This is a genomic window from Flavobacterium sedimenticola, assembly GCF_030053345.1.
GTDB classification, from domain to species: Bacteria; Bacteroidota; Bacteroidia; order Flavobacteriales; family Flavobacteriaceae; genus Flavobacterium; species Flavobacterium sedimenticola.
Genome location: NZ_JASGBP010000001.1, coordinates 851,770 through 872,466, shown reverse-complemented (window position 1 = coordinate 872,466; position 20,697 = coordinate 851,770). Strand labels below are relative to the sequence as shown.

At 39.9% G+C, this 20,697-nt stretch carries 20 protein-coding genes; 17 read left to right on the top strand and 3 right to left on the bottom strand.

The annotated features are described in order from the left end of the window. Nucleotides 1–10 precede the first annotated feature (10 nt). The 4 genes from QHT84_RS03935 (at nucleotide 11) to QHT84_RS03920 (ending at nucleotide 3,603) form a co-directional block, all read left to right on the top strand. Nucleotides 11–757 (top strand): electron transfer flavoprotein subunit beta/FixA family protein, encoded by a 747-nt coding sequence (locus tag QHT84_RS03935; RefSeq protein WP_283238230.1) that lies wholly within the window; start codon nucleotides 11–13, stop codon nucleotides 755–757. Nucleotides 758–829: 72 nt separating this feature from the next. Then, a complete protein-coding gene (locus QHT84_RS03930; RefSeq protein WP_283238229.1) occupies nucleotides 830–1,798 on the top strand; it encodes an electron transfer flavoprotein subunit alpha/FixB family protein in 969 nt (322 codons plus the stop codon). 283 nt (nucleotides 1,799–2,081) lie between these two features. Continuing rightward, nucleotides 2,082–2,705, top strand: coding sequence for a bifunctional nuclease family protein (locus QHT84_RS03925; RefSeq protein ID WP_283238228.1), 624 nt, complete (start codon nucleotides 2,082–2,084; stop codon nucleotides 2,703–2,705). 73 nt (nucleotides 2,706–2,778) lie between these two features. Next, a complete protein-coding gene (locus QHT84_RS03920; RefSeq protein ID WP_283238227.1) occupies nucleotides 2,779–3,603 on the top strand; it encodes a thymidylate synthase in 825 nt (274 codons plus the stop codon). A gap of 52 nt (nucleotides 3,604–3,655) precedes the next feature. Here the strand turns inward: QHT84_RS03920 and QHT84_RS03915 are convergent, their stop codons facing one another. Further along, on the bottom strand, nucleotides 3,656–3,952 hold the full coding sequence (locus QHT84_RS03915) for an isoamylase early set domain-containing protein (RefSeq protein WP_283238226.1): 297 nt from the start codon (nucleotides 3,950–3,952) through the stop codon (nucleotides 3,656–3,658). A gap of 238 nt (nucleotides 3,953–4,190) precedes the next feature. Here QHT84_RS03915 and QHT84_RS03910 point away from each other — a divergent pair, with 238 nt between their 5' ends. From QHT84_RS03910 to porT, 4 genes are all read left to right on the top strand, one after another. Then, nucleotides 4,191–4,529, top strand: coding sequence for a 2TM domain-containing protein (locus tag QHT84_RS03910; RefSeq protein ID WP_283238225.1), 339 nt, complete (start codon nucleotides 4,191–4,193; stop codon nucleotides 4,527–4,529). Next, the gene (locus QHT84_RS03905) at nucleotides 4,526–5,008 is read left to right on the top strand and encodes a dihydrofolate reductase (protein ID WP_283238224.1); all 483 of its coding nucleotides are present in this window, start codon (nucleotides 4,526–4,528) and stop codon (nucleotides 5,006–5,008) included. Before QHT84_RS03910 ends, QHT84_RS03905 begins: the two co-directional genes overlap by 4 nt. 116 nt (nucleotides 5,009–5,124) lie before the next feature. Next, nucleotides 5,125–5,859 carry a bifunctional demethylmenaquinone methyltransferase/2-methoxy-6-polyprenyl-1,4-benzoquinol methylase UbiE gene (gene ubiE, locus QHT84_RS03900; RefSeq protein ID WP_283238223.1) on the top strand — a complete coding sequence of 245 codons (735 nt, stop codon included), beginning with the start codon at nucleotides 5,125–5,127 and terminating at the stop codon, nucleotides 5,857–5,859. Between the two features lie 23 nt (nucleotides 5,860–5,882). Further along, nucleotides 5,883–6,584, top strand: coding sequence for a type IX secretion/gliding motility protein PorT/SprT (gene porT / locus QHT84_RS03895; RefSeq protein WP_283238222.1), 702 nt, complete (start codon nucleotides 5,883–5,885; stop codon nucleotides 6,582–6,584). On the opposite strand, the gene QHT84_RS03890 is transcribed toward porT, so the two are convergent. Further along, a complete protein-coding gene (locus QHT84_RS03890) occupies nucleotides 6,581–7,309 on the bottom strand; it encodes a TrmH family RNA methyltransferase (RefSeq protein ID WP_283238221.1) in 729 nt (242 codons plus the stop codon). The two genes, porT and QHT84_RS03890, sit on opposite strands and share 4 nt — an antisense overlap. A gap of 36 nt (nucleotides 7,310–7,345) precedes the next feature. Between QHT84_RS03890 and tamL the strand changes: the two genes are divergently transcribed. The 3 genes from tamL to accD all read left to right on the top strand — a co-directional run bounded on the left by tamL (nucleotide 7,346) and on the right by accD (nucleotide 11,942). Beyond that, on the top strand, nucleotides 7,346–9,889 hold the full coding sequence (gene tamL / locus QHT84_RS03885; protein WP_283238220.1) for a translocation and assembly module lipoprotein TamL: 2,544 nt from the start codon (nucleotides 7,346–7,348) through the stop codon (nucleotides 9,887–9,889). 50 nt (nucleotides 9,890–9,939) lie between these two features. Then, nucleotides 9,940–11,007: a class II fructose-bisphosphate aldolase gene (gene fbaA / locus QHT84_RS03880; protein WP_283238219.1), complete on the top strand. Its 1,068-nt coding sequence runs from the start codon at nucleotides 9,940–9,942 to the stop codon at nucleotides 11,005–11,007. Between the two features lie 80 nt (nucleotides 11,008–11,087). Then, a complete protein-coding gene (gene accD / locus QHT84_RS03875) occupies nucleotides 11,088–11,942 on the top strand; it encodes an acetyl-CoA carboxylase, carboxyltransferase subunit beta (RefSeq protein WP_283238218.1) in 855 nt (284 codons plus the stop codon). A gap of 87 nt (nucleotides 11,943–12,029) precedes the next feature. Here accD and QHT84_RS03870 read toward each other — a convergent pair whose 3' ends face one another. After that, complete coding sequence (locus tag QHT84_RS03870; protein ID WP_283238217.1) at nucleotides 12,030–13,283, bottom strand: ABC transporter permease; 1,254 nt, start codon at nucleotides 13,281–13,283, stop codon at nucleotides 12,030–12,032. Between the two features lie 183 nt (nucleotides 13,284–13,466). Between QHT84_RS03870 and purH the strand changes: the two genes are divergently transcribed. Genes purH through rodA form a run of 6 tightly spaced genes read left to right on the top strand, consistent with a single transcriptional unit; the run spans nucleotide 13,467 to nucleotide 20,678 of the window. After that, the gene (gene purH, locus QHT84_RS03865; protein ID WP_283238216.1) at nucleotides 13,467–14,993 is read left to right on the top strand and encodes a bifunctional phosphoribosylaminoimidazolecarboxamide formyltransferase/IMP cyclohydrolase; all 1,527 of its coding nucleotides are present in this window, start codon (nucleotides 13,467–13,469) and stop codon (nucleotides 14,991–14,993) included. Nucleotides 14,994–15,050: 57 nt separating this feature from the next. After that, entirely contained in the window at nucleotides 15,051–16,079 is a 1,029-nt protein-coding gene (locus tag QHT84_RS03860) for a rod shape-determining protein (RefSeq protein ID WP_121312631.1), read from the top strand. A 58-nt stretch (nucleotides 16,080–16,137) separates the two neighbouring features. Then, nucleotides 16,138–16,968 carry a rod shape-determining protein MreC gene (gene mreC / locus QHT84_RS03855; RefSeq protein ID WP_283238215.1) on the top strand — a complete coding sequence of 277 codons (831 nt, stop codon included), beginning with the start codon at nucleotides 16,138–16,140 and terminating at the stop codon, nucleotides 16,966–16,968. After that, the gene (locus QHT84_RS03850; protein WP_283238214.1) at nucleotides 16,958–17,464 is read left to right on the top strand and encodes a rod shape-determining protein MreD; all 507 of its coding nucleotides are present in this window, start codon (nucleotides 16,958–16,960) and stop codon (nucleotides 17,462–17,464) included. Before mreC ends, QHT84_RS03850 begins: the two co-directional genes overlap by 11 nt. Beyond that, on the top strand, nucleotides 17,461–19,407 hold the full coding sequence (gene mrdA, locus QHT84_RS03845) for a penicillin-binding protein 2 (protein WP_283238213.1): 1,947 nt from the start codon (nucleotides 17,461–17,463) through the stop codon (nucleotides 19,405–19,407). The genes QHT84_RS03850 and mrdA overlap by 4 nt, the downstream gene beginning before the upstream one ends. Before the next feature lie 11 nt (nucleotides 19,408–19,418). Beyond that, a complete protein-coding gene (gene rodA / locus QHT84_RS03840) occupies nucleotides 19,419–20,678 on the top strand; it encodes a rod shape-determining protein RodA (RefSeq protein ID WP_283238212.1) in 1,260 nt (419 codons plus the stop codon). Nucleotides 20,679–20,697: the final 19 nt, after the last annotated feature.

Sequence of the window (20,697 nt, the reverse complement as noted above, 5' to 3'; positions counted from 1 at the left end):
TCATAACACAATGAAAATATTAGTTTGCATCAGTCACGTGCCGGACACCACGTCTAAAATTAACTTCGTGAATGGTGATACCGAATTTGATACAAACGGCGTTCAATACGTTATCAATCCAAATGACGAATTTGGCTTGACACGTGCCATTTGGTTTCAAGAACAACAAGGTGCCAACGTTACAGTGGTCAACGTAGGCGGACCCGACACGGAACCAACACTCAGAAAAGCATTGGCCATTGGTGCTAACGAAGCCATTCGCGTGAACGCTACGCCAACCGACGGTTTTTTTGTAGCCAAACAATTGGCCGAAGTGGTAAAACAAGGACAATATGACTTGGTGATTTGCGGCAAAGAATCGTTAGACTACAACGGCGGTATGGTTCCGGGAATGTTAGCCGGTTTGTTGGATTACAACTTTGTGAACTCTTGTACCGAATTAACCATCGAGGGTAACACAGCCAAAGCAGCTCGTGAAATTGACGGCGGTAAAGAAACCATCTCCGCTGCTTTACCATTGGTGATTGGCGGTCAAAAAGGGTTGGTAGAAGAAAAAGACTTACGCATCCCGAACATGCGCGGCATCATGACAGCTCGTACCAAAGTCTTAACGGTATTAGAACCGGTAGGCGCCAATAACAATACCAAAGCGGTGAAATTTGAAAAACCGGCACCAAAATCGGCTGTAAAATTATTTGCTGCCGACGATTTAGACGGCTTAATCAATGCCTTACACAACGAAGCAAAGGTAATTTAGTATTCAGTGTTCAGTCACAGTAGGCAGTTCTTAACCTACAACTCCGAACGTACAACTTAAAACAAAAAAATCATGTCATTATTAATATACGCAGAATCGGCCGACGGAAAATTCAAAAAAGTAGCTTTTGAATTAGCGTCGTATGCCAAAAAAGTAGCCGAAACCTTAGGCACCACTGTTACGGCTGTAACAGTAAACGCCGGAAACGTATCCGATTTATCGAAATACGGTGTAGATAAAGTATTAAAAGTAACCAACGATAAATTGGCCAACTTTAACGCCAAAGCCTACGCTGATGTAGTCAAACAAGCCGCTCAAAAAGAAGGCGCCAAAGTAATTTTATTGTCTTCTACAACCGATAGTTTGTATATGGCACCATTGGTAGCGGTAGGGTTAGACGCCGGATTTGCCTCTAACGTAGTAGGTTTACCGGTGAGCACTTCACCATTCCAGGTAAAAAGAACCGCTTTCTCCAACAAGGCGTTCAACATCACCGAAATCACTACCGATGTTAAAGTATTGAGCTTGGCCAAAAACTCGTACGGGGTTTTTGAAAGCACTGCTTCAGCCGCTGAAGAAGATTTCGTACCAAGTTTAAACGAAGCCGATTTTAACGTAAAAGTAGCTTCCGTAGAAAAAACAACCGGAAAAGTAACCATCGCCGATGCCGATATCGTGGTATCCGGAGGTCGTGGCTTAAAAGGACCGGAAAACTGGGGTATGTTAGAAGAACTGGCTACTGTATTAGGAGCAGCCACCGCTTGCTCCAAACCGGTATCCGATTTGGGTTGGAGACCTCACAGCGAGCACGTAGGACAAACCGGAAAACCGGTAGCGACCAACCTCTACATTGCCGTAGGCATTTCGGGTGCCATTCAGCATATCGCCGGCATCAACTCTTCCAAGGTAAAAGTGGTTATCAACAGTGATCCGGAAGCGCCGTTCTTCAAAGTAGCCGATTACGGAATCGTAGGCGATGCTTTCGATATTTTACCAAGATTAACCGAAAAACTGGCTGCCTTTAAAGCACAAAACGCGTAAGCTTTTAATAATCCCTAACAAAGAGTCGTTAAAACTAATTTTAGCGGCTCTTTTTTTATGACATCCATTTTAAGAAGCGAAAAGTTTTTGTTACTTTGCAGTCCGTATTCCTGCCATACGTTGCAATCTTTTTGTTTTGTCATACTGAGCCTGTCGAAGTACAAAACAAAAAGTATTTCCACTCCTGTCAGGGCTATGAAGGTTTTGTATTGAATGTCGGGAAACTTTGTGTCAATGATTCAATTCAAAGTCTAAAACTAATACCAGCAATCTAAGAGCTAAAATGAGTTTAGTAAAACTAACCATAAAGGGAATATCGTACAGCCAAACGCAAAACGGTGCGTACGCCTTAATTTTAAATGAAGTAGACGGCGAAAGAAAACTGCCTATTGTCATCGGTGCTTTCGAGGCACAATCCATAGCCATCGCCTTAGAAAAAGAAATTAAACCGCCGCGTCCGTTAACCCACGATTTATTCAAGAGCTTTGCCGACCGCTTTGATATCGTAGTGAAACAAGTCATTATCCACAAATTGGTCGACGGTGTTTTCTACTCGAGCATCATCTGCGAACGCGATAAAATAGAAGAAATCATCGATGCCCGGACTTCCGATGCCATCGCTTTAGCCCTGCGATTCAATGCCCCGATTTTTACGTACAAAAATATTTTGGACAAAGCCGGCATTTATTTGAATCCGAGTCCGACGGAAACTGATACCAACGACGATGACGAAGGCGTACTTTCCACACCCGAAACCTTTGGTTTGGATAGCGAAGGCAAGGCCGGAGACACCTATGTAAGCATGAGTCTTTCCGAACTCCACGACGCTTTGGAAAAAGCCGTTCAGGACGAAGATTACGAAAAAGCAGCGAAAATAAGAGACGAAATTTCCAAACGCGAATCGTAAAAAAATTCTAGGTTATAAGTTGTATGTTAAACAATTTAAAACCTAGAACTTACAACATAAAACTTACAACCCAATGAAGCAATACCACGATTTAATGCGACACGTTTTAGAAAACGGTTGTCAAAAAGGGGACCGAACCGGAACCGGAACCAAAAGTGTGTTCGGCTACCAAATGCGATTTGATTTAAGCGAAGGCTTCCCCATGGTAACCACCAAAAAACTGCATTTAAAATCGATTATTTACGAATTGCTTTGGTTTTTAAAAGGAGACACCAACATTGGTTATTTAAAAGAAAACGGCGTACGAATTTGGGACGAATGGGCCGATGAGAACGGCGATTTGGGACCGGTATACGGCCACCAATGGCGCAACTGGAACAGCGAAGAAATTGACCAAATCTCGGAACTGATTGAAACCTTAAAGACCAATCCCAACAGCCGACGCATGTTGGTTTCGGCTTGGAATCCTTCGGTTTTACCGGACACTTCCAAATCGTTTGCCGAAAATGTAGCCAACGGAAAAGCGGCTTTACCGCCGTGTCATGCCTTCTTTCAGTTTTATGTGGCCGACGGAAAACTGTCGTGTCAACTGTACCAAAGAAGTGCTGACATTTTCTTAGGCGTTCCGTTTAACATTGCCTCGTATGCTTTGTTTACCATGATGATTGCGCAGGTTTGTGATTTGCAAGTGGGCGAATTCATTCATACGTTTGGCGACGCACACATTTACAACAACCATTTCGAACAAGTGGCATTGCAATTGTCGCGCGAGCCTAGACCGCTTCCAAAAATGATCTTGAATCCAAATGTGAAAAATATATTCGACTTTACGTTTGAGGATTTCACTTTGGTAGATTACGATCCGCATCCGCATATTAAAGGAGCGGTTGCAGTATAAAATAAAAAACGCCTTGAATACTCAAGGCGTTTTTTCTAACCAAAACTAAAACCTATAGTGTAACCACACTATTTTCTGAACCGGCAAACTCGTTATAGGCATAACGGTCGGCCTCCGGATCGTTCACATACGAACCATCCACTAAATATTTAAACTCAAAAGAGTTGTCTTTAGGCAAATCAAAAGTCGCTTTGAAAGTGCCGTTTTTTAATTTAGCCAATGCGCCTTCCGCCGGATTCCAGTTGTTAAAATCGCCAATTACGGCAGCCGTATTTGCCTCTTTTGCTTCGATTGAAAACGTAACTTTAACAACCGGTTTTGTTTTTATAACTTGTTTCTTAATCGCCATAACTAATTCATTTATAGATTACTGCAACAAAGTAAAGTCATTTTTTTTTATCTTTTACAAGGCGAATAACTTTTACGAGATTGCTAAAATCAGCACCCTTTTCGAAGAAGATTTACAATTTAACACCCATTTAATTTTATACTCCCAATTAAGAAAACGGTTTCGTACTGCATTATCCCAAAAAGGAATTTTATCAATTTAAAAATAAATTTTACCTTTAAGCCACAAATTTCGCTTTATGGAACCTAACCAACACGAATTGTACGAATATGCCAGAAATCGAATCAAACAAAAAAAACATTTGTTTATTCATTTCATTATCTTCTTTGTCGGTAGTATTTTTTTATTTGTAGCCAATCATTGGTTGTCCTATCACGATGAAATCAATTGGTGGATTTGGGCCGCTACGATTTGGTTATTCATTTTTATATTCCATTGCATCAAAGTATTGATTACCGATAGTTTTATGAACAAAAACTGGGAAAGAGCACAAATAGATAAATTAATGCTCAAGCAAACCAAAAAAATAGAGCAATTGAAAAATGATTTAGAAAATTCAAAATCATTGGAACCATGATAACGCTCATAGCCGCTGCGGCAGAAAACAATGCTCTGGGAAAAAACAATCAGTTGTTATGGCATTTACCTGATGATTTCAAAAGATTTAAAGCCCTAACATCAGGACACTACATTATTATGGGACGCAAAACGTTTGAGAGTTTCCCCAAACCGTTGCCCAACCGAACACACGTTATCATTTCACGTCAGCCTAATTACCATCCTGAGGGTTGTATTGTGGTCGACTCGTTGGAAAAAGCGATTGCCGCTTGTCCGAAAACAGAAGAAGTGTTTGTTATTGGCGGCGGTCAAATATACCATCAAGCTATTTCCATAGTCGATAAAATCGATATTACCCGAGTGCATCACGCCTTTGAAGCCGATACTTTTTTCCCCGAAATTGATTCCAACGAATGGAAATTGGTATCGGAAGAATTTCATCCCAAAGACGACAAACACCTATACGATTTTACCTTTCAAACCTTTATCAGAAAGTAAACAAACGGCAAAGTGTGAAATCCAACCGTTAAAGCTATGCTTCACGAAAGGCATACTATTTTCAAAACTTTGCAACTCTGTATGATATTGACTTATATTTGCAGAAAATTGCACTAATGTCAAAGCAAATTACGCCGTATAAAGAATCTGATTTGGGAAAAAAAGAACAGGTAACCCAGATGTTTGATACCATTTCGGGAAATTACGACGGTTTAAACCGGGTGATTTCATTGGGTATTGATGTAAAATGGCGTAAAAAAGTGATTGCCTTAGTCAAAGCACAAAACCCCAAAACCGCTCTTGATATTGCCACGGGAACCGGTGACTTAGCCATTATGATGGCGGAAGCCACAGCCGCCCAAAAAATTATCGGGTTAGACCTTTCGGTGGGCATGCTCGAAGTAGGCAAGAAAAAAATTCTGAATAAAAATCTAACCGATAAAATTGAAATGGTGGTAGGTGACAGTGAGAACATTCCGTATCCCGACAACCATTTTGATGCCATTACGGTTTCTTTCGGCATTCGAAATTTTGAAACGTTGGAAAAAGGATTGGCAGAAATTTACCGTGTTTTAAAACCGGGCGGCATTTTTGTGATTTTAGAGACTTCGGTTCCCACAAAATTTCCGTTTAAACAAGGCTATGCTTTTTACACAAAATTCATTTTGCCGTTAATCGGTAAACTCTTTTCCAAAGACAATAATGCCTATGGTTATTTATCGGAATCGGCGGCCAATTTTCCATACGGAGAAACCTTAAACAATATTTTGCGAAAAATTTCGTTTATAGAGTGTAAAGCAATGCCGCAAACTTTTGGAGCAGCCACTATTTACACCGCCACAAAAAAATAAAAAAACTGATTTTCAGCAGCATAATGAAGAAAATAACGCTCCTTTGTCTCCTTTTTACCGTAATAGCGCAAGCGCAATTCGGGAAGAGTACTTTTGCCAAAGATCCGATTATCAATTTGGAAAATTTTGACAAACAACGCGTCTATTGGGGTTATTTTTTAGGCTTCAGTACTTTTGATTTCAAAACCGATTATAAAGTACCCGGACAGGACATTAATGTGAAAGGAAATACCGGTTTTAATGTGGGTTTGGTAGGTGTTTTAAGACTACACGAATATGTGGAACTGCGTTTTGAACCGGGATTGTATTACGCCAGCAGAACGCTTACCTATCCCGGATTTACTAATGATCGCGATGCATTGCGAGAAGTAAAAGCAACGTATATCGATTTCCCGTTACTATTGAAATTTTCCTCGTTGCGCACCGGAAATGTTCGTCCGTATTTGTTAGGCGGGGTTTCAACCACACTCAATTTATCGAGTAATTCCAAATCAAAAGACGACAACTCGGAACAAAAATTCAGGGTTCAACCGTGGACACGCAATTACACTTTCGGATTCGGCATTGACTTGTATTTTGAATACTTCAAATTTTCACCTTCCATTCGCGGTGTTTTCGGATTTAATGATGAATTGATTCGCGACGATGACCCGAACAGTCCGTGGACCGGCAATATTGAGTCGTTAAAAACACGTGCCGTATTAATCAACTTTACCTTTCATTAAGAAGAACGTCGGAATTCACTCAGGCAAATCGCCGTGGCAGTGGCTACATTCAAGCTTTCGGTTTGTTGTAAATCGCCAAATCTCGGAATGGCTATTCGGTTTTTAATTTGGGTTTCCAATGTTGGCGAAATCCCATTGGCTTCATTCCCGAACACTATAATCCCTTCAGCCGGTAGTTTTTCTTTGTAAATATTTTGGCCATCCATGAAAGTACCGAAAACCGGTAATGATGTTTCCGCCAAGTAAGAGGGCAAATCCACATAAGTAACACGAACTCGAGCAACAGAACCCATAGTGGCTTGTATGACTTTAGGGTTGTACAAATCGACGGTTGTCTTGGAACAAAGCAAATCGCGAACACCAAACCAATCGCATAACCGGATAATGGTCCCTAAGTTGCCCGGATCCCGAATGTCGTCGAGTGCTACAATCAAACCTTTATGGTCGGGATCAACCGGTTTTGGTATCTTGAAAACCGCTAAACAAGAACTCGGCGTACTTAATGCCGATATTTTTTTCATTTCATTTTCGTTAACCACTATTTTTTCAACAGTACCAAACACATCCGAATCTGCTTCCGTGGCAAATAAATACTGTGGTACAAAATTTGCCGAGAGCAATTCCTGTATTACTTTTACACCCTCGGCAATAAACAATTGATGCTCGATTCGGTATTTTTTTTGTTGCAGACCGGTAATTAATTTTATTTGGTTTTTACTAACCATAAAATACTGTATTTTTGAATTAAAATTTGGCACCACTTGAAAAGGCGTATCGCAAAAATATCACTATTTATTCTAATCGGACTAATTATCTTAGGTTGTAACAGCACCAAACGAGTTCCCGACGGGAAAAAGCTACTGACCAAAAACGATATTTTTGTAGATAACAAAAAAAATAATCTCGAAGACGTATTCAACCAATTGTACCAAAAACAAAACACTTCGATATTGGGTTATCGATTGCGTTTGAATTTATACAATTTGGCCAAACCCAAATCGGATTCCTTATTTAAGGACAAAATGATTAAAAATCCGAAACGGTATTACCGTAAAGCCAAATGGTTATCTAAAAAACAAGTGAAGCGTTTAGGGGAATCGTTCTTGTATTCGGGTAAAGATAATTTTTTGAGAAAAACCGGTGAAGCTCCTGTTATTTTGGATACTGTCAGCACCCGAAAATCACTCAAAAGATTAAAATCATACTATTACAATCGCGGTTATTTTGATGTTGCCACCAAATATAAAATAGACACTTTAGGCCCTAAAAAAGCTAAACTGCGTTACGACATTATACTCGGAAAACCTTACATTATCGATAGCATCGAAACGTTTATAGCGAGCAAACCGTTGGATTCCATTTATCAATTGCGCAAACAAAACGCGATGATAAAACGCGGAAAACCTTTTATGACTACCGATTTTGATGATGAAAGGAAAAGAATTACGGAGGATTTCAGAAATAATGGTGCTTTCCGATTTCAACAAAATTATGTCACTTTCGACATCGATACGTTGGGTAAAACCCACAAGGCTAATGTAGATTTAATCATCGACAACGAAAGTGTTCGTAACGAAGACAGCGTGAGCATTAAACCGTTTGAATTGTACAAAATCAGCAAAGTAAATGTGTTCACCGATCACAGTCCGTCGAACCCGAACGCGCCCATCAAAGACAGCCTTACCTACAATGATGTCAATTTATATAGTGTAGACAAGCTCAAATACCGTCCGAAAGCCATTGCTGATGGTATTTTTGTCACTAAAGGCAATTATTTTTCCGATTTCAGAACCACCATTACCTCGCGTTATTTGAGCAATTTAAAAGTATTTAACTACCCGCTGATTCAATATGTGGAAGACAAAACACAAAAAAACAGTTTGATTGCCAATGTGTATCTCACACCGAGAAAAAAATATACGTTTGGTTTCTCGACCGATTTTACGCATTCCAACATACAAGATTTTGGGATTTCGGGAAATACCTTTTTAGGCATACGAAATGTATTTAACGGTGCCGAAACCTTTGAAATAGGGTTCCGCGGCAACATTGGTTCGTCTAAAGATTTGGCGAATCCAAACAATACTTTCTTTAACATTTCGGAAATCGGGGTCGATGCCAAACTCAACTTCCCGCGTATCTTTTTACCTTTCAAAACCGATAAAATCATTCCGAAAACCATGATTCCGTTCACCACGTTGAGTGTCGGATATTCGAAACAAACCAACATCGGTCTCGATAAACAAAACTTTACCAGTTCACTCACCTACAATTGGACGCCGAAAAGAAACACTAACTTCAAGCTCGATTTAGTCAATATTCAATTCGTAAAAAATTTGAATCCGTCTAACTATTTCAACATTTACAAATCCTCCTACAACACCATCAACGAGATTGCCCAAAGCTATCCGACCGTTGATCCGAGTTATTTTCAAAACGGGAACTTAATCATTGAAAACGGGGTTTTAAATTTTGTGAATGATGTGGCAGCGGGTGATGTTTCGCTTTCGGTATCCGACCTAAAATCGTTGTTGAGCATTATGGAACGCAGGCAACGATTGATAGAGAATAATTTAATTTTCGCATCGAACATTACCTTCACTAAGACTTCCAGAAAAGATTTGTTAAGCAACAATTTTTATGCGATAAAGGCTAAAATTGAATCGGCCGGAAATCTCTTATCGCTGATTGCCCGCGCCTCCAAACAATTACAAAATCAGAACGGTGCCAATACCTTTTTGGATGTCGAATTTTCCCAATACATTAAAACCGAATTCGAGTACATCAAACACTGGGACTTGAGTCGAAAAAAAGTGCTGGCCGCCAAAGCTTTTGCGGGAATTGCCATTCCCTACGGCAACTCGGAAGACATTCCGTTTTCCCGAAGTTATTTTGCCGGCGGAACCAACGACAACAGGGCTTGGCAATCGTATAGTTTAGGTCCGGGTGCGAGCGGTAGTTTTCTGGATTTCAATGAAGCCAACATGAAATTGGCCTTTAGTGCCGAATTTCGTTTTAATATTTTTCAGAAATTAAACGGGGCCTTGTTTACCGATGTCGGTAACATTTGGAACGTACTCGACAGCACCGAAGATGAAGCCTATATTTTCAGCGGATTAAAATCGTTGGAAAACATCGCCGTTGGCTCCGGATTCGGATTCCGTTACGACTTTAATTTCTTTATCGTACGAATGGATTTAGGCTTTAAAACTTACAATCCTTCGGAGTTTGTACAAGACAAATGGTTCAAGCAAATGCGCTTTGACCAATCGGTTTTAAATATTGGAATAAATTATCCTTTCTAAAATCAGAAATTATTATTTTTGTAACCTTAACTTAAAAACGACACAAAACAATGGCTCACAATATCAAACCGGGCGTTGCTACCGGAGATGAAGTTCAAGCAATTTTTAATTATGCTAAAGAAAAAGGATTTGCACTTCCTGCCGTAAATGTTATCGGATCGAGTACCATTAATGGTGTATTAGAAACCGCAGCCAAACTAAAAGCACCCGTTATTATTCAGTTTTCCAACGGTGGTGCAGCCTATAATGCCGGAAAAGGATTGTCAAACGAAGGTCAAAAAGCAGCCATTTTGGGCGGCATTGCCGGAGCCAAACACATTCACACCTTAGCCGAAGCCTACGGCGCTACCGTAATTTTACATACCGATCACTGCGCTAAAAATTTATTGCCTTGGTTAGACGGTTTGTTAGACGCTTCCGAAAAACATTTTGCTGAAACCGGTAAGCCTTTGTACTCTTCCCACATGATTGATTTATCGGAAGAACCGCTACACGAGAATATCGAAATCTGTAAAGAATACCTAACTCGTATGAGTAAAATGGGGATGACTTTGGAGATCGAATTGGGTATCACGGGCGGTGAAGAAGACGGCGTTGACAATTCTGATGTAGACAGCTCTAAACTATATACGCAACCCGAAGAAGTGGCCTACGCGTATGAGGAGTTAATGAAAGTTTCTCCGAAATTCACTATTGCCGCGGCTTTCGGAAATGTTCACGGGGTATACAAACCGGGAAATGTGAAACTAACTCCTAAAATTTTGAAAAACTCACAAGACTTTGTTCAACATAAATTCAACACCGGTCACAATCCGGTTGACTTTGTTTTCCACGGTGGTTCGGGTTCTACTTTGGAAGAAATCAGAGAAGCGATTTCCTATGGTGTTGTAAAAATGAATATCGATACCGACTTACAATTTGCTTTTACCGAAGGAATCAGGGATTATATCACTAAAAATATCGAGTACTTAAAAACACAAATCGGAAATCCTGAAGGACCGGATTCTCCAAACAAAAAACATTACGATCCGAGAAAATGGGTTCGCGAGGGCGAGTTAACTTTTAACAAACGATTAGAACAAGCTTTTGCCGACTTGAATAACGTAAATACATTATAAAATTGGTTTGAATTTCAAGGTTTCGCGTTAAAAAATCGCACCTTGAAACTTGAAACTTTTTAACCTTAAACGAATAAAGAATGGCTTGGTTTAAAAGAACAGAAAAAGGGATTCAAACCCCTACAGAAGATAAAAAAGACGTTCCTAAAGGACTTTGGTACAAATCGCCCACCGGAAAAATCATCGATCAAGATGAATTGGCGCGGAACTTATGGGTAAGCCCGGAAGATGATTTCCATGTAAGAATCGGCAGTAAAGAATACTTTGAAATTTTATTTGACAACAACGAATTCAAAGAATTGGATGCCAAAATGACCGCCAAAGATCCTCTGAACTTTGTGGACACCAAAAAATACTCCGATCGCTTAAAAGATGCCATCGAAAAAACCGGATTGAAAGACGCGGTGCGTACTGCTGTTGGTAAATCCAAAGGAAAAGATTTAGTGGTTTGTTGTATGGACTTTGCGTTTATCGGCGGTTCTATGGGAGCGGTTGTAGGTGAAAAAATTGCACGCGGTATCGATTATTCTATTAAAAACAAGATTCCTTTTCTAATGATTTCCAAATCGGGTGGCGCGCGTATGATGGAAGCGGCCTATTCCTTGATGCAGTTGGCCAAAACTTCGGCCAAATTGGCTCAATTATCGGAGGCTAAAATTCCGTACATTTCATTGTGTACCGATCCCACTACCGGAGGAACGACAGCTTCCTATGCGATGTTGGGTGACATTAACATATCAGAACCGGGTGCTTTAATCGGTTTTGCCGGTCCACGCGTAGTGCGCGACACCACCGGAAAAGATTTACCGGAAGGTTTCCAAACGGCTGAATTTGTTTTGGAGCATGGTTTCCTTGACTTTATTGCCCATCGTAAAGAATTGAAAAACAAAATCAATTTGTATTTGGATTTGATTTTGAATCAGGATATCCGATAGTTACACTATTCTAAAAAAACAAAAGACACAAAGTTTACATTTTGTGTCTTTTTTTATTTTCTACAATTGACCAATCGGTCAAACAACTTACATTCCGCTGCGAATGGCTTCCACCGGATCTAATTTGGAAGCCGAGATAGCCGGTACAATACCGGAAATCAACCCTACAATCACTGATAATCCGGTTCCGATAACAATATTGGTAAAACTCAAGATAAATTCAAAATCGAGTATGTTGGTTAGTACCATAGCCAAAAGCCATACAATGAGCAATCCGATAGCACCGCCAAACAAACAAAGAATAATGGCTTCAAATAAAAATTGCAACAAGATAAAGCGATTTTTAGCGCCTAACGACTTTTGAATTCCGATAAGATTGGTACGTTCTTTAACCGATACAAACATAATATTGGCAATCCCGAATCCGCCTACCAAAAACGAAAAGAAGCTGATAATTATCCCGCCCATGCGCAAACTACTCAAAACACCGTCAATCATATCGGTCAACCCCGAAAGTATATTGATAAAAAAGTTGTCAATATCTCCTTGTTTTACACCTCTGAAGTTTCGAAGCTTTTGTGCAATATCGCCTTTCAGTGCGTCGATATCAATTCCTTTTTCGGGCTTAATCACGATTACCGGCAATACTTGCGGATTGTTATCTCCGTATATTTTTCTCAAAAAAGTAGCCGGAAAAAAAGCGGAAGTATCATCACCACCTCCAATATCCATGGTTTCCCCTTTCTTTTTAGTAACACCGATGACTAAAAAACGCTGACCGTACATACGCACCGTTTTGCCAATCGGGTCAACATCATCGAATAAATTCTGGGCAATATCAAACCCTAAAACGACCACTTGTTTCCCCGAATACGATTCGGCATCATTAAAAAAACGTCCTTTAGAAAACTCCATACGTTGCACATCGACAAACTCCGAGGTCACGGCCACCATATTGACAGCTGAAGAAGTCTTTGATTCGTAAGTGATATTTTGCGATACCGTGAAATACTGAAAACAAGACTCTTCAACATTACCTAACGTATTTTTCAAATATTGGTATTCCTCAAAAGTGACATTGGGGAATTGCTCTCGCTTCCAACGCGGAACATCAGTTGGCCCAAACGATTGACTGGTTAAATAAATGGTATTTTTATCTAGCGTACTTAAATCGGCTTGAATCTTCTGGTCTAATGAATCAACCGCTGCCAAAACTGCAATAATCGAAAAAATACCTATAGTCACTCCTAATAAAGAAAGCATGGTGCGCAGTTTGTTATTGCGAAGCGCATTCATCGCAAACGCAAAACTTTCTTTGAGTAATCGTAAATAGAGCAACATCAGCAGTGGTTTTTGGTTTTGTAAATTTCAATAAAAATAATGGAAATCGCCACATTTTTATACAATGTCCTATAGGTGTCAAAAAATAAAATATTGTTACAATACATACTTGAATTTTGCAGCTAAAAAAACTACTTTTGTCACCTTATATTAAAAGGTCTGCAGACTAACACAACACAACACATGAGTACAACAAAAACAATCCAATCGGCCTTGATTTCGGTCTTTTCCAAAGACGGCTTAGAGCCTATCGTGCGACAATTGCACCAACAAAATGTCACCATTTATTCTACCGGAGGCACAGAAGAATTCATTACCAACCTGGGCATTCCGGTCGTTCCGGTAGAAGATGTCACTTCGTATCCGTCTATATTGGGCGGCCGTGTCAAAACATTACATCCGAAAATTTTCGGCGGCATTTTGAATCGCCAAGATAACGCTTCCGATGTAGCGGAAATGAAAGATTTTGAAATCCCGCAAATCGATTTGGTTATTGTGGATTTGTATCCGTTTGAAAAAACCGTGGCTTCAGGGGCGAGCGAAGCGGATATTATTGAAAAAATTGATATCGGCGGCATTTCGCTTATCCGAGCAGCCGCTAAAAATTTTAAAGACACCGTAATCGTGGCTTCGGTAAACGAATATGCGCTACTCCTCGACTTGATTTCAACCCAGAACGGCGCTACCACTTTGGATCAAAGAAAATTGTTAGCCACCAGAGCCTTTCATGTGTCATCGAATTATGATACCGCTATCTTTACTTATTTTAACACCGATGACACCTATTTCAAAGTCAGTATGGCCAACGGACAAGTGCTGCGCTACGGTGAAAACCCGCATCAGAAAGGATTTTTCTTTGGGGAATTCGACAAAATGTTTACCAAAGTACACGGCAAAGAATTGTCATACAACAACTTATTAGATGTGGATGCAGCGGTGAATTTGATTTTGGAATTTAAAGATAACGACCCAACCTTTGCCATCTTAAAACACAACAACGCTTGCGGCTTAGCGACCAGAACCACTATGAAAGAGGCCTATTTGGCCGCTTTGGCCGGTGATCCGACTTCGGCTTTTGGCGGTGTGTTAATTGCAAACGGCACGATTGACGAAGCCACAGCTCACGAAATCAACAGTTTGTTTTGTGAAGTGGTGATTGCCCCGAATTTCGATGAAAAAGCCATTGCCATTTTATCGGAAAAGAAAAACCGAATCATCTTAGTACAACACGATGTGGCTTTACCGCAACGTCAAGTCAGAACTTGCTTAAACGGACTTTTAGTACAGGACCGCAACAACGTGACCGATTCGAAATCCGATTTAAAAGTGGTGACTCATACAGCGCCATCCGAACAAGAAACAGCCGATTTGTTATTTGCTTCAAAAATTTGTAAAAATACCAAATCGAATACCATTGTTTTGGCAAAAAACAGTACATTAGTGGCATCGGGAACCGGTCAAACATCACGTGTTGATGCCTTACGACAGGCTATTGAAAAGGCTCATAGTTTTGGGTTTGATTTGCAGGGAGCCGTAATGGCCAGTGATGCTTTTTTCCCGTTTCCGGACTGTGTGGAAATTGCACACAACGCAGGAATTACGGCTGTAATTCAGCCCGGCGGATCGATAAAAGACGAGCTGAGTATTGATTTTTGCAACGAAAATAAAGTTGCAATGGTATTTACAGGAACACGTCATTTTAAACATTAATTTGTGTAACTTTGTGCGTTAAAATTTATATAAACATTTTAAACCCTTAACAGACTTATGGGATTTTTTGATTTCATGACTGAGGACATCGCGATTGACCTTGGTACGGCGAATACGCTGATTATTCACAATGACAAAGTAGTAATTGACAGCCCGTCGATTGTTGCCCGGGATCGAATATCAGGAAAAATCATTGCCGTTGGTAAAGAAGCGAACATGATGCAGGGAAAAACCCATGAAAATATCAAAACTATTCGTCCGTTAAAAGATGGTGTTATTGCCGACTTTGATGCCTCTGAAAAAATGATCAGTATGTTCATTAAAAGCATCCCGGCTCTCAAGAAAAAAATGTTTACTCCTGCCCTGCGCATGGTCGTTTGTATTCCCTCCGGAATTACCGAAGTAGAGATGCGTGCGGTAAAGGAAAGTTGTGAACGCGTTAACGGAAAAGAAGTGTATTTGATTCACGAACCGATGGCTGCGGCTATTGGTATCGGTATCGATATTATGCAACCTAAAGGAAACATGATTGTGGATATCGGTGGTGGTACTACCGAAATTGCAGTTATCGCTTTAGGTGGAATTGTGTGTGACAAATCGGTTAAAATTGCCGGTGACGTTTTCACCAACGACATCGTGTATTACATGAGAACCCAACATAATTTATTTGTGGGCGAAAGCACTGCAGAGAAAATCAAAATTACGATTGGTGCTGCTACCGATGACTTGGAAACACCACCGGATGACATGTCGGTTCAAGGGCGTGACTTGTTGACCGGAAAACCGAAACAAGTAGAAGTGTCTTACCGAGAAATTGCCAAAGCCTTAGACAAATCCATCCAACGTATTGAAGATGCGATCATGGAAACGTTATCGCAAACACCGCCGGAATTAGCAGCGGATATTTACAACACCGGTATTTATTTAGCCGGTGGTGGTTCGATGTTAAGAGGTTTGGACAAGCGTATTTCTCAAAAAACGGATTTACCGGTATATATTGCCGAAGATCCGTTGAGAGCTGTTGTTCGCGGTACCGGTATGGCGCTTAAAAACATCCCGAAATTCAGAAGCATCCTTATCAAATAACAGGGTGTTGTTTTCAACAAACCGAACTCAAATACTGAACACTGAACACTAAAAAAAGATGCAGCAAATTTTTAATTTTATACTAAAAAACAGTAATCGCTTACTGTTTTTGCTGCTTTTAGTCGTATCGTTATCGCTTACTATTCAATCCCATTCCTACCACAAGAGCAAAGTGATTAGTTCGGCTAATTTCTTTACCGGCGGCATCTACGAGAAGGTGAACAATATCAACGAATATTTTGGCTTGCGCGCTCAAAACGAAGAATTAGCCAAAGAAAATGCCCGATTAAAATCATTGCTTTTTAATTTAAAAGACACTACCAAGTTACCGGAAATAGATACCATCAAAGGGGTTAAAAAAACCGACATTATTGTATCGAAGGTAATTCATAACTCGTACAGCGTTTTTGAAAACTACCTGACTATTAACAACGGTTCGTCTTCGGGAATTAAACCGAATATGGGCGTAATTAACAGCGCCGGTATAGTGGGTATTGTTGACAAGACATCCAAAAATTATGCTACTGTGATCAGCATCCTGAATGTAAAATCGCAAATCAATGCCAAAATCAAAAAGTCTAATCATTTCGGTTCATTGATTTGGAACGGGAAAAGTACCGGTTTTGTACAATTGATCGATGTGCCGAGACTGGCCTCGGTTCGCAAAGGCGATACCATAGTGACCGGAGACCAATCGGTTATTTTCCCGCCTAATATTGGCATCGGTACCATTGAAAATGTATACACCGAAGAAGAAACTAATTATTATACGCTGAATATCCGATTGTTTAATGATATGACGAATTTAGGACATGTATATGTCCTTAAGAATAAGGACGCAGAAGAGATTTTAAACTTAGAAAAACAATCCAAAAAAGATGAACAGTAATGTAATTGGAAATATTGCCCGATTCATCTTGCTGCTGGCTGCGCAAATATTGATATTCAACCGGATTGAACTTTTTGGATTCATCAATCCGTTTCCTTACATCCTATTCATCATTTTATTTCCGGTAAACGGAAACAAAACCGGATTATTACTGTCCAGTTTCTTTTTGGGATTATTGATGGATATGTTCTGTAATTCCGGTGGTGTGCATGCAGCTTCCTGTATCATTTTAGCTTATTACAGACCCGCCATTTTTAAATTTTCTTTTGGATTAAGTTACGAATACCAAACGGTGAAACTGAATGATTCCTTAACTCCCGAACGTTTTTCATTCATTTTGATTGCTGTTGTTTTGCACCACAGTATATTATTTTTACTGGAAGTATTTAAGCTAAGTTTCCTTTGGGATATCTTGCTGCGAACACTCTTAAGCACCATTTTTACGCTGATTACTTGTATTATCATCATTTACATTATTAAGCCCAGCAAACGATGAGAAAAGTTTTGTTGCCTACCATCATTTTCGTGGTTACTATTTTATTGGTAATGCGTTTGTTTTATTTACAGGTGATAGATGATTCTTTAAAACTTAAATCGGATAATAATGCGATAAAAATTAAGTACGATTATCCGGAACGAGGCTATATATACGACCGTTACGGTAAACTTTTGGTCGCCAATCAACCGTCGTATGACATTATGGTAATCCCCAAAGACGTTAAGAATATTGATACTACAGCGTTTTGCAGTTTGCTGAATATTACCAAGGAAGATTTTTTGAAAAAAATTGAAAAAGCCCGGGTTTACAGTCCGAGATTACCTTCTGTGTTTTTGGCACAGCTCAACAAAAAAGAGTATGCGGCCTTTCAGGAGGTACAACGAAATTTCAATGGCTTTTACATCCAAAAAAGATCACTTCGGGATTATCAGGTAAATTACGGCGCCAATATATTCGGTTTTATTACCCAAGTGAATGAAAACATCATCAACAAAAACAAATACTACAACTCGGGTGATTTGATCGGAAAACAAGGTGTTGAAGAAAGTTATGAAGAGATCTTACGCGGTATTAAAGGTGTAAAATACATTCAAAAAGACAAATACAACAGAGATATTGGTTCGTACAAAGAAGGCCGATTTGATACGATTGCAGTTCAAGGAAAAGACATCAACCTAACCATTGATGCCGAATTGCAAAAATACGGCGAGGAATTGATGATTAACAAGCGTGGCGGAATTGTGGCCATTGAACCCAAAACCGGCGAAATTTTAGCTTTGGTAACGGCTCCATCCTACGATCCGGCCATCTTGGTGGGAAGACAACGGTCTAAAAACTACACGATGCTTTACAATGACTCTATCGCCAAACCATTATATGACAGAGGTTTGTTAGCCGAATACACGCCGGGTTCTCCATTCAAAATTTTAACCGGCTTGGTGGCGTTACAAGAAGGTGTCATCGATGAAAACACCGGATTCTCTTGTAGTCATGGTTTCAGTTACGCACCGGGTCGCTTTATGCGCTGTCACTGTCATGGCGGTTTGTTACAATTACACCGAGGCATCTACGAATCGTGTAACACCTATTTTTCTTCGTCTTATATGCGAATCATCGACAAGTTCAACAATCCGCCGCGAGGCGTTGATGTTTGGAGTAACCACCTGAAAAGTTTTGGTTTGGGTGAATTTATGGGCTATGATTTGCCAACCGGGAGAAGAGGAAAAATTCCCACTTCTAAAACGTATAAAAGAATGTATCCGGGTTGGGGCTGGTCGAGTAAAACTATCGTTTCCAATGCCATCGGACAAGGTGAAGTACTGATGACACCAATACAATTAGCCAATATGATTGCCACTGTGGCTAACAGAGGCTTTTATTATACACCCCATATCATTAAAAAAATTAAAGGCGGCACTATCGATAAAAAGTTCCGTACCAAACATGTAACCACCGTTAATCCAAAGTATTTTGACCCGGTGATTAGTGGTTTGTTTGACGTATATAATTTTGGTACTGCGCACGGACTCAACGTGGAAGGGATTGATATTTGCGGAAAAACAGGTACCGCTGAGAACTTTGCTAAAATCAACGGAAAACGCGTAAAATTGCAAGATCACTCCATTTTTGTGGCTTTCGCTCCTAAAGACAATCCGAAAATTGCCATTGCGGTTTTTGTAGAAAACGGTTATTGGGGTGCACGTTGGGCCGGACCGATTACCAGTTTAATGATTGAAAAATACATTAAACGAAAAATTACCCGTAAAGATCTTGAAAAACGCATGCTAGAGGGAAGCTTAGAGGCCGAATACAACAAGTATATTCCTAATCCGGTGAAAGATACGTTGATCAATCAAATGGCTAAAAAACCGGTAAAATTGGTTTCTAAAGAAGCGATTAAAACGAAAGATTCTAAAGCTAAAGACAGTACCGGAAACTAATTTCGGAGGATATGAAAAACCAAAGTGTAACCAACAATCTCGACTGGATGAGTGTTTTCATCTATATCATTTTAGTGATATTAGGATGGCTGAATATTTATTCATCTTCATTATCATCGGTTGAAGATCAGACTTCGATTTTTGATTTCACTCAGATTTACGGCAAACAGTTTTTATTTATTATTCTCTCAATTCCTTTGATATTCATAGTGTTATCTGTGGACGGCAAATTCTATGAAAAATTTTCGAGTGTCATTTATATCGTAGGTTTGCTTTCATTAGCCGGTTTATTTGTTTTCGGAAAAACCGTTAAAGGACAAGCCAACTGGTATTCTTTCGGCTCCTTCGGTTTACAACCATCAGAATTTGTAAAAACAGCAACCTCTTTGGCTTTGGCCAAATATCTTAGCGATGTTCAGGTCAATTTAAAAGACACCAACCGGCAAATACAGGCCTTGGGTATATTGGCCATTCCCATTTTACTCATTGTACCTCATGATCCCGGAAGTGCTCTAATTTATGGGGTCTTTATTTTAGTATTGTATCGTGAAGGATTGCCGTCATGGTATGTTTGGACCGGTTTTATCGCCCTGGTGCTGTTTGTTTTGGCTTTGATGATTAAACCCTTAGTACTAACGGGGGTAGCTTTAGCCGTGATTATTTTTGTGTATTACCGAAGTCGGATTATTAACCGCAACTGGATTTTAAGCACCATTGTGTTTCTACTCATCGGCGGATTTGTATTCTCGGTCGATTATGTATTTGAAAATGTATTCAAACAACACCACCGCGATCGTTTCAATATTCTTTTAGGAAAAGAAGTTGATATGAAAGGAATCGGATACAACACCAACCAATCGGAAATTGCCATTGGCTCGGGCGGTTGGTTCGGAAAAGGCTATTTGGAGGGCACACAAACCAAAGGCGGATTTGTACCCGAACAACACACCGATTATATTTTTACCACCGTTGGCGAAGAATGGGGATTTGTGGGTTCTTTGTTTGTGATAGCTCTTTTTGTGCTTCTCATTATTCGTATTATCTACCTGGCCGAACGGCAAAAGACCAAGTTTAGTAGGGTTTACGGGTATTGTGTTGCAGGTATTTTGTTTATTCATTTCTTCGTTAATATTGCCATGGTAGTGGGCATCTTCCCTACAATTGGCGTACCGCTGCCTTTCTTTTCTTATGGTGGTTCGGGTTTATGGGGTTTTACCATTTTACTGTTTATCTTCCTAAAAATGGATGCTAATAAAGTGAATGAGTGGTAACACTTAGAAATGGTTTTTG

Bases quoted from the DNA above. Each gene is read 5' to 3' on its own strand.
- QHT84_RS03890 (WP_283238221.1), bottom strand. From the start codon at position 7,309: ATGGTTAGTAAAAACCAAATAAAATTAATTACCGGTCTGCAACAAAAA.
- QHT84_RS03870 (WP_283238217.1), bottom strand. From the start codon at position 13,283: ATGTTGCTCTATTTACGATTACTCAAAGAAAGTTTTGCGTTTGCGATG.
- QHT84_RS03920 (WP_283238227.1), top strand. From the start codon at position 2,779: ATGAAGCAATACCACGATTTAATGCGACACGTTTTAGAAAACGGTTGT.
- QHT84_RS03930 (WP_283238229.1), top strand. From the start codon at position 830: ATGTCATTATTAATATACGCAGAATCGGCCGACGGAAAATTCAAAAAA.
- fbaA (WP_283238219.1), top strand. From the start codon at position 9,940: ATGGCTCACAATATCAAACCGGGCGTTGCTACCGGAGATGAAGTTCAA.
- porT (WP_283238222.1), top strand. From the start codon at position 5,883: ATGAAGAAAATAACGCTCCTTTGTCTCCTTTTTACCGTAATAGCGCAA.
- purH (WP_283238216.1), top strand. From the start codon at position 13,467: ATGAGTACAACAAAAACAATCCAATCGGCCTTGATTTCGGTCTTTTCC.
- mreC (WP_283238215.1), top strand. From the start codon at position 16,138: ATGCAGCAAATTTTTAATTTTATACTAAAAAACAGTAATCGCTTACTG.
- rodA (WP_283238212.1), top strand. From the start codon at position 19,419: ATGAAAAACCAAAGTGTAACCAACAATCTCGACTGGATGAGTGTTTTC.
- QHT84_RS03850 (WP_283238214.1), top strand. From the start codon at position 16,958: ATGAACAGTAATGTAATTGGAAATATTGCCCGATTCATCTTGCTGCTG.
- QHT84_RS03935 (WP_283238230.1), top strand. From the start codon at position 11: ATGAAAATATTAGTTTGCATCAGTCACGTGCCGGACACCACGTCTAAA.
- QHT84_RS03860 (WP_121312631.1), top strand. From the start codon at position 15,051: ATGGGATTTTTTGATTTCATGACTGAGGACATCGCGATTGACCTTGGT.
- QHT84_RS03925 (WP_283238228.1), top strand. From the start codon at position 2,082: ATGAGTTTAGTAAAACTAACCATAAAGGGAATATCGTACAGCCAAACG.
- QHT84_RS03910 (WP_283238225.1), top strand. From the start codon at position 4,191: ATGGAACCTAACCAACACGAATTGTACGAATATGCCAGAAATCGAATC.
- QHT84_RS03905 (WP_283238224.1), top strand. From the start codon at position 4,526: ATGATAACGCTCATAGCCGCTGCGGCAGAAAACAATGCTCTGGGAAAA.
- QHT84_RS03915 (WP_283238226.1), bottom strand. From the start codon at position 3,952: ATGGCGATTAAGAAACAAGTTATAAAAACAAAACCGGTTGTTAAAGTT.
- mrdA (WP_283238213.1), top strand. From the start codon at position 17,461: ATGAGAAAAGTTTTGTTGCCTACCATCATTTTCGTGGTTACTATTTTA.
- accD (WP_283238218.1), top strand. From the start codon at position 11,088: ATGGCTTGGTTTAAAAGAACAGAAAAAGGGATTCAAACCCCTACAGAA.
- ubiE (WP_283238223.1), top strand. From the start codon at position 5,125: ATGTCAAAGCAAATTACGCCGTATAAAGAATCTGATTTGGGAAAAAAA.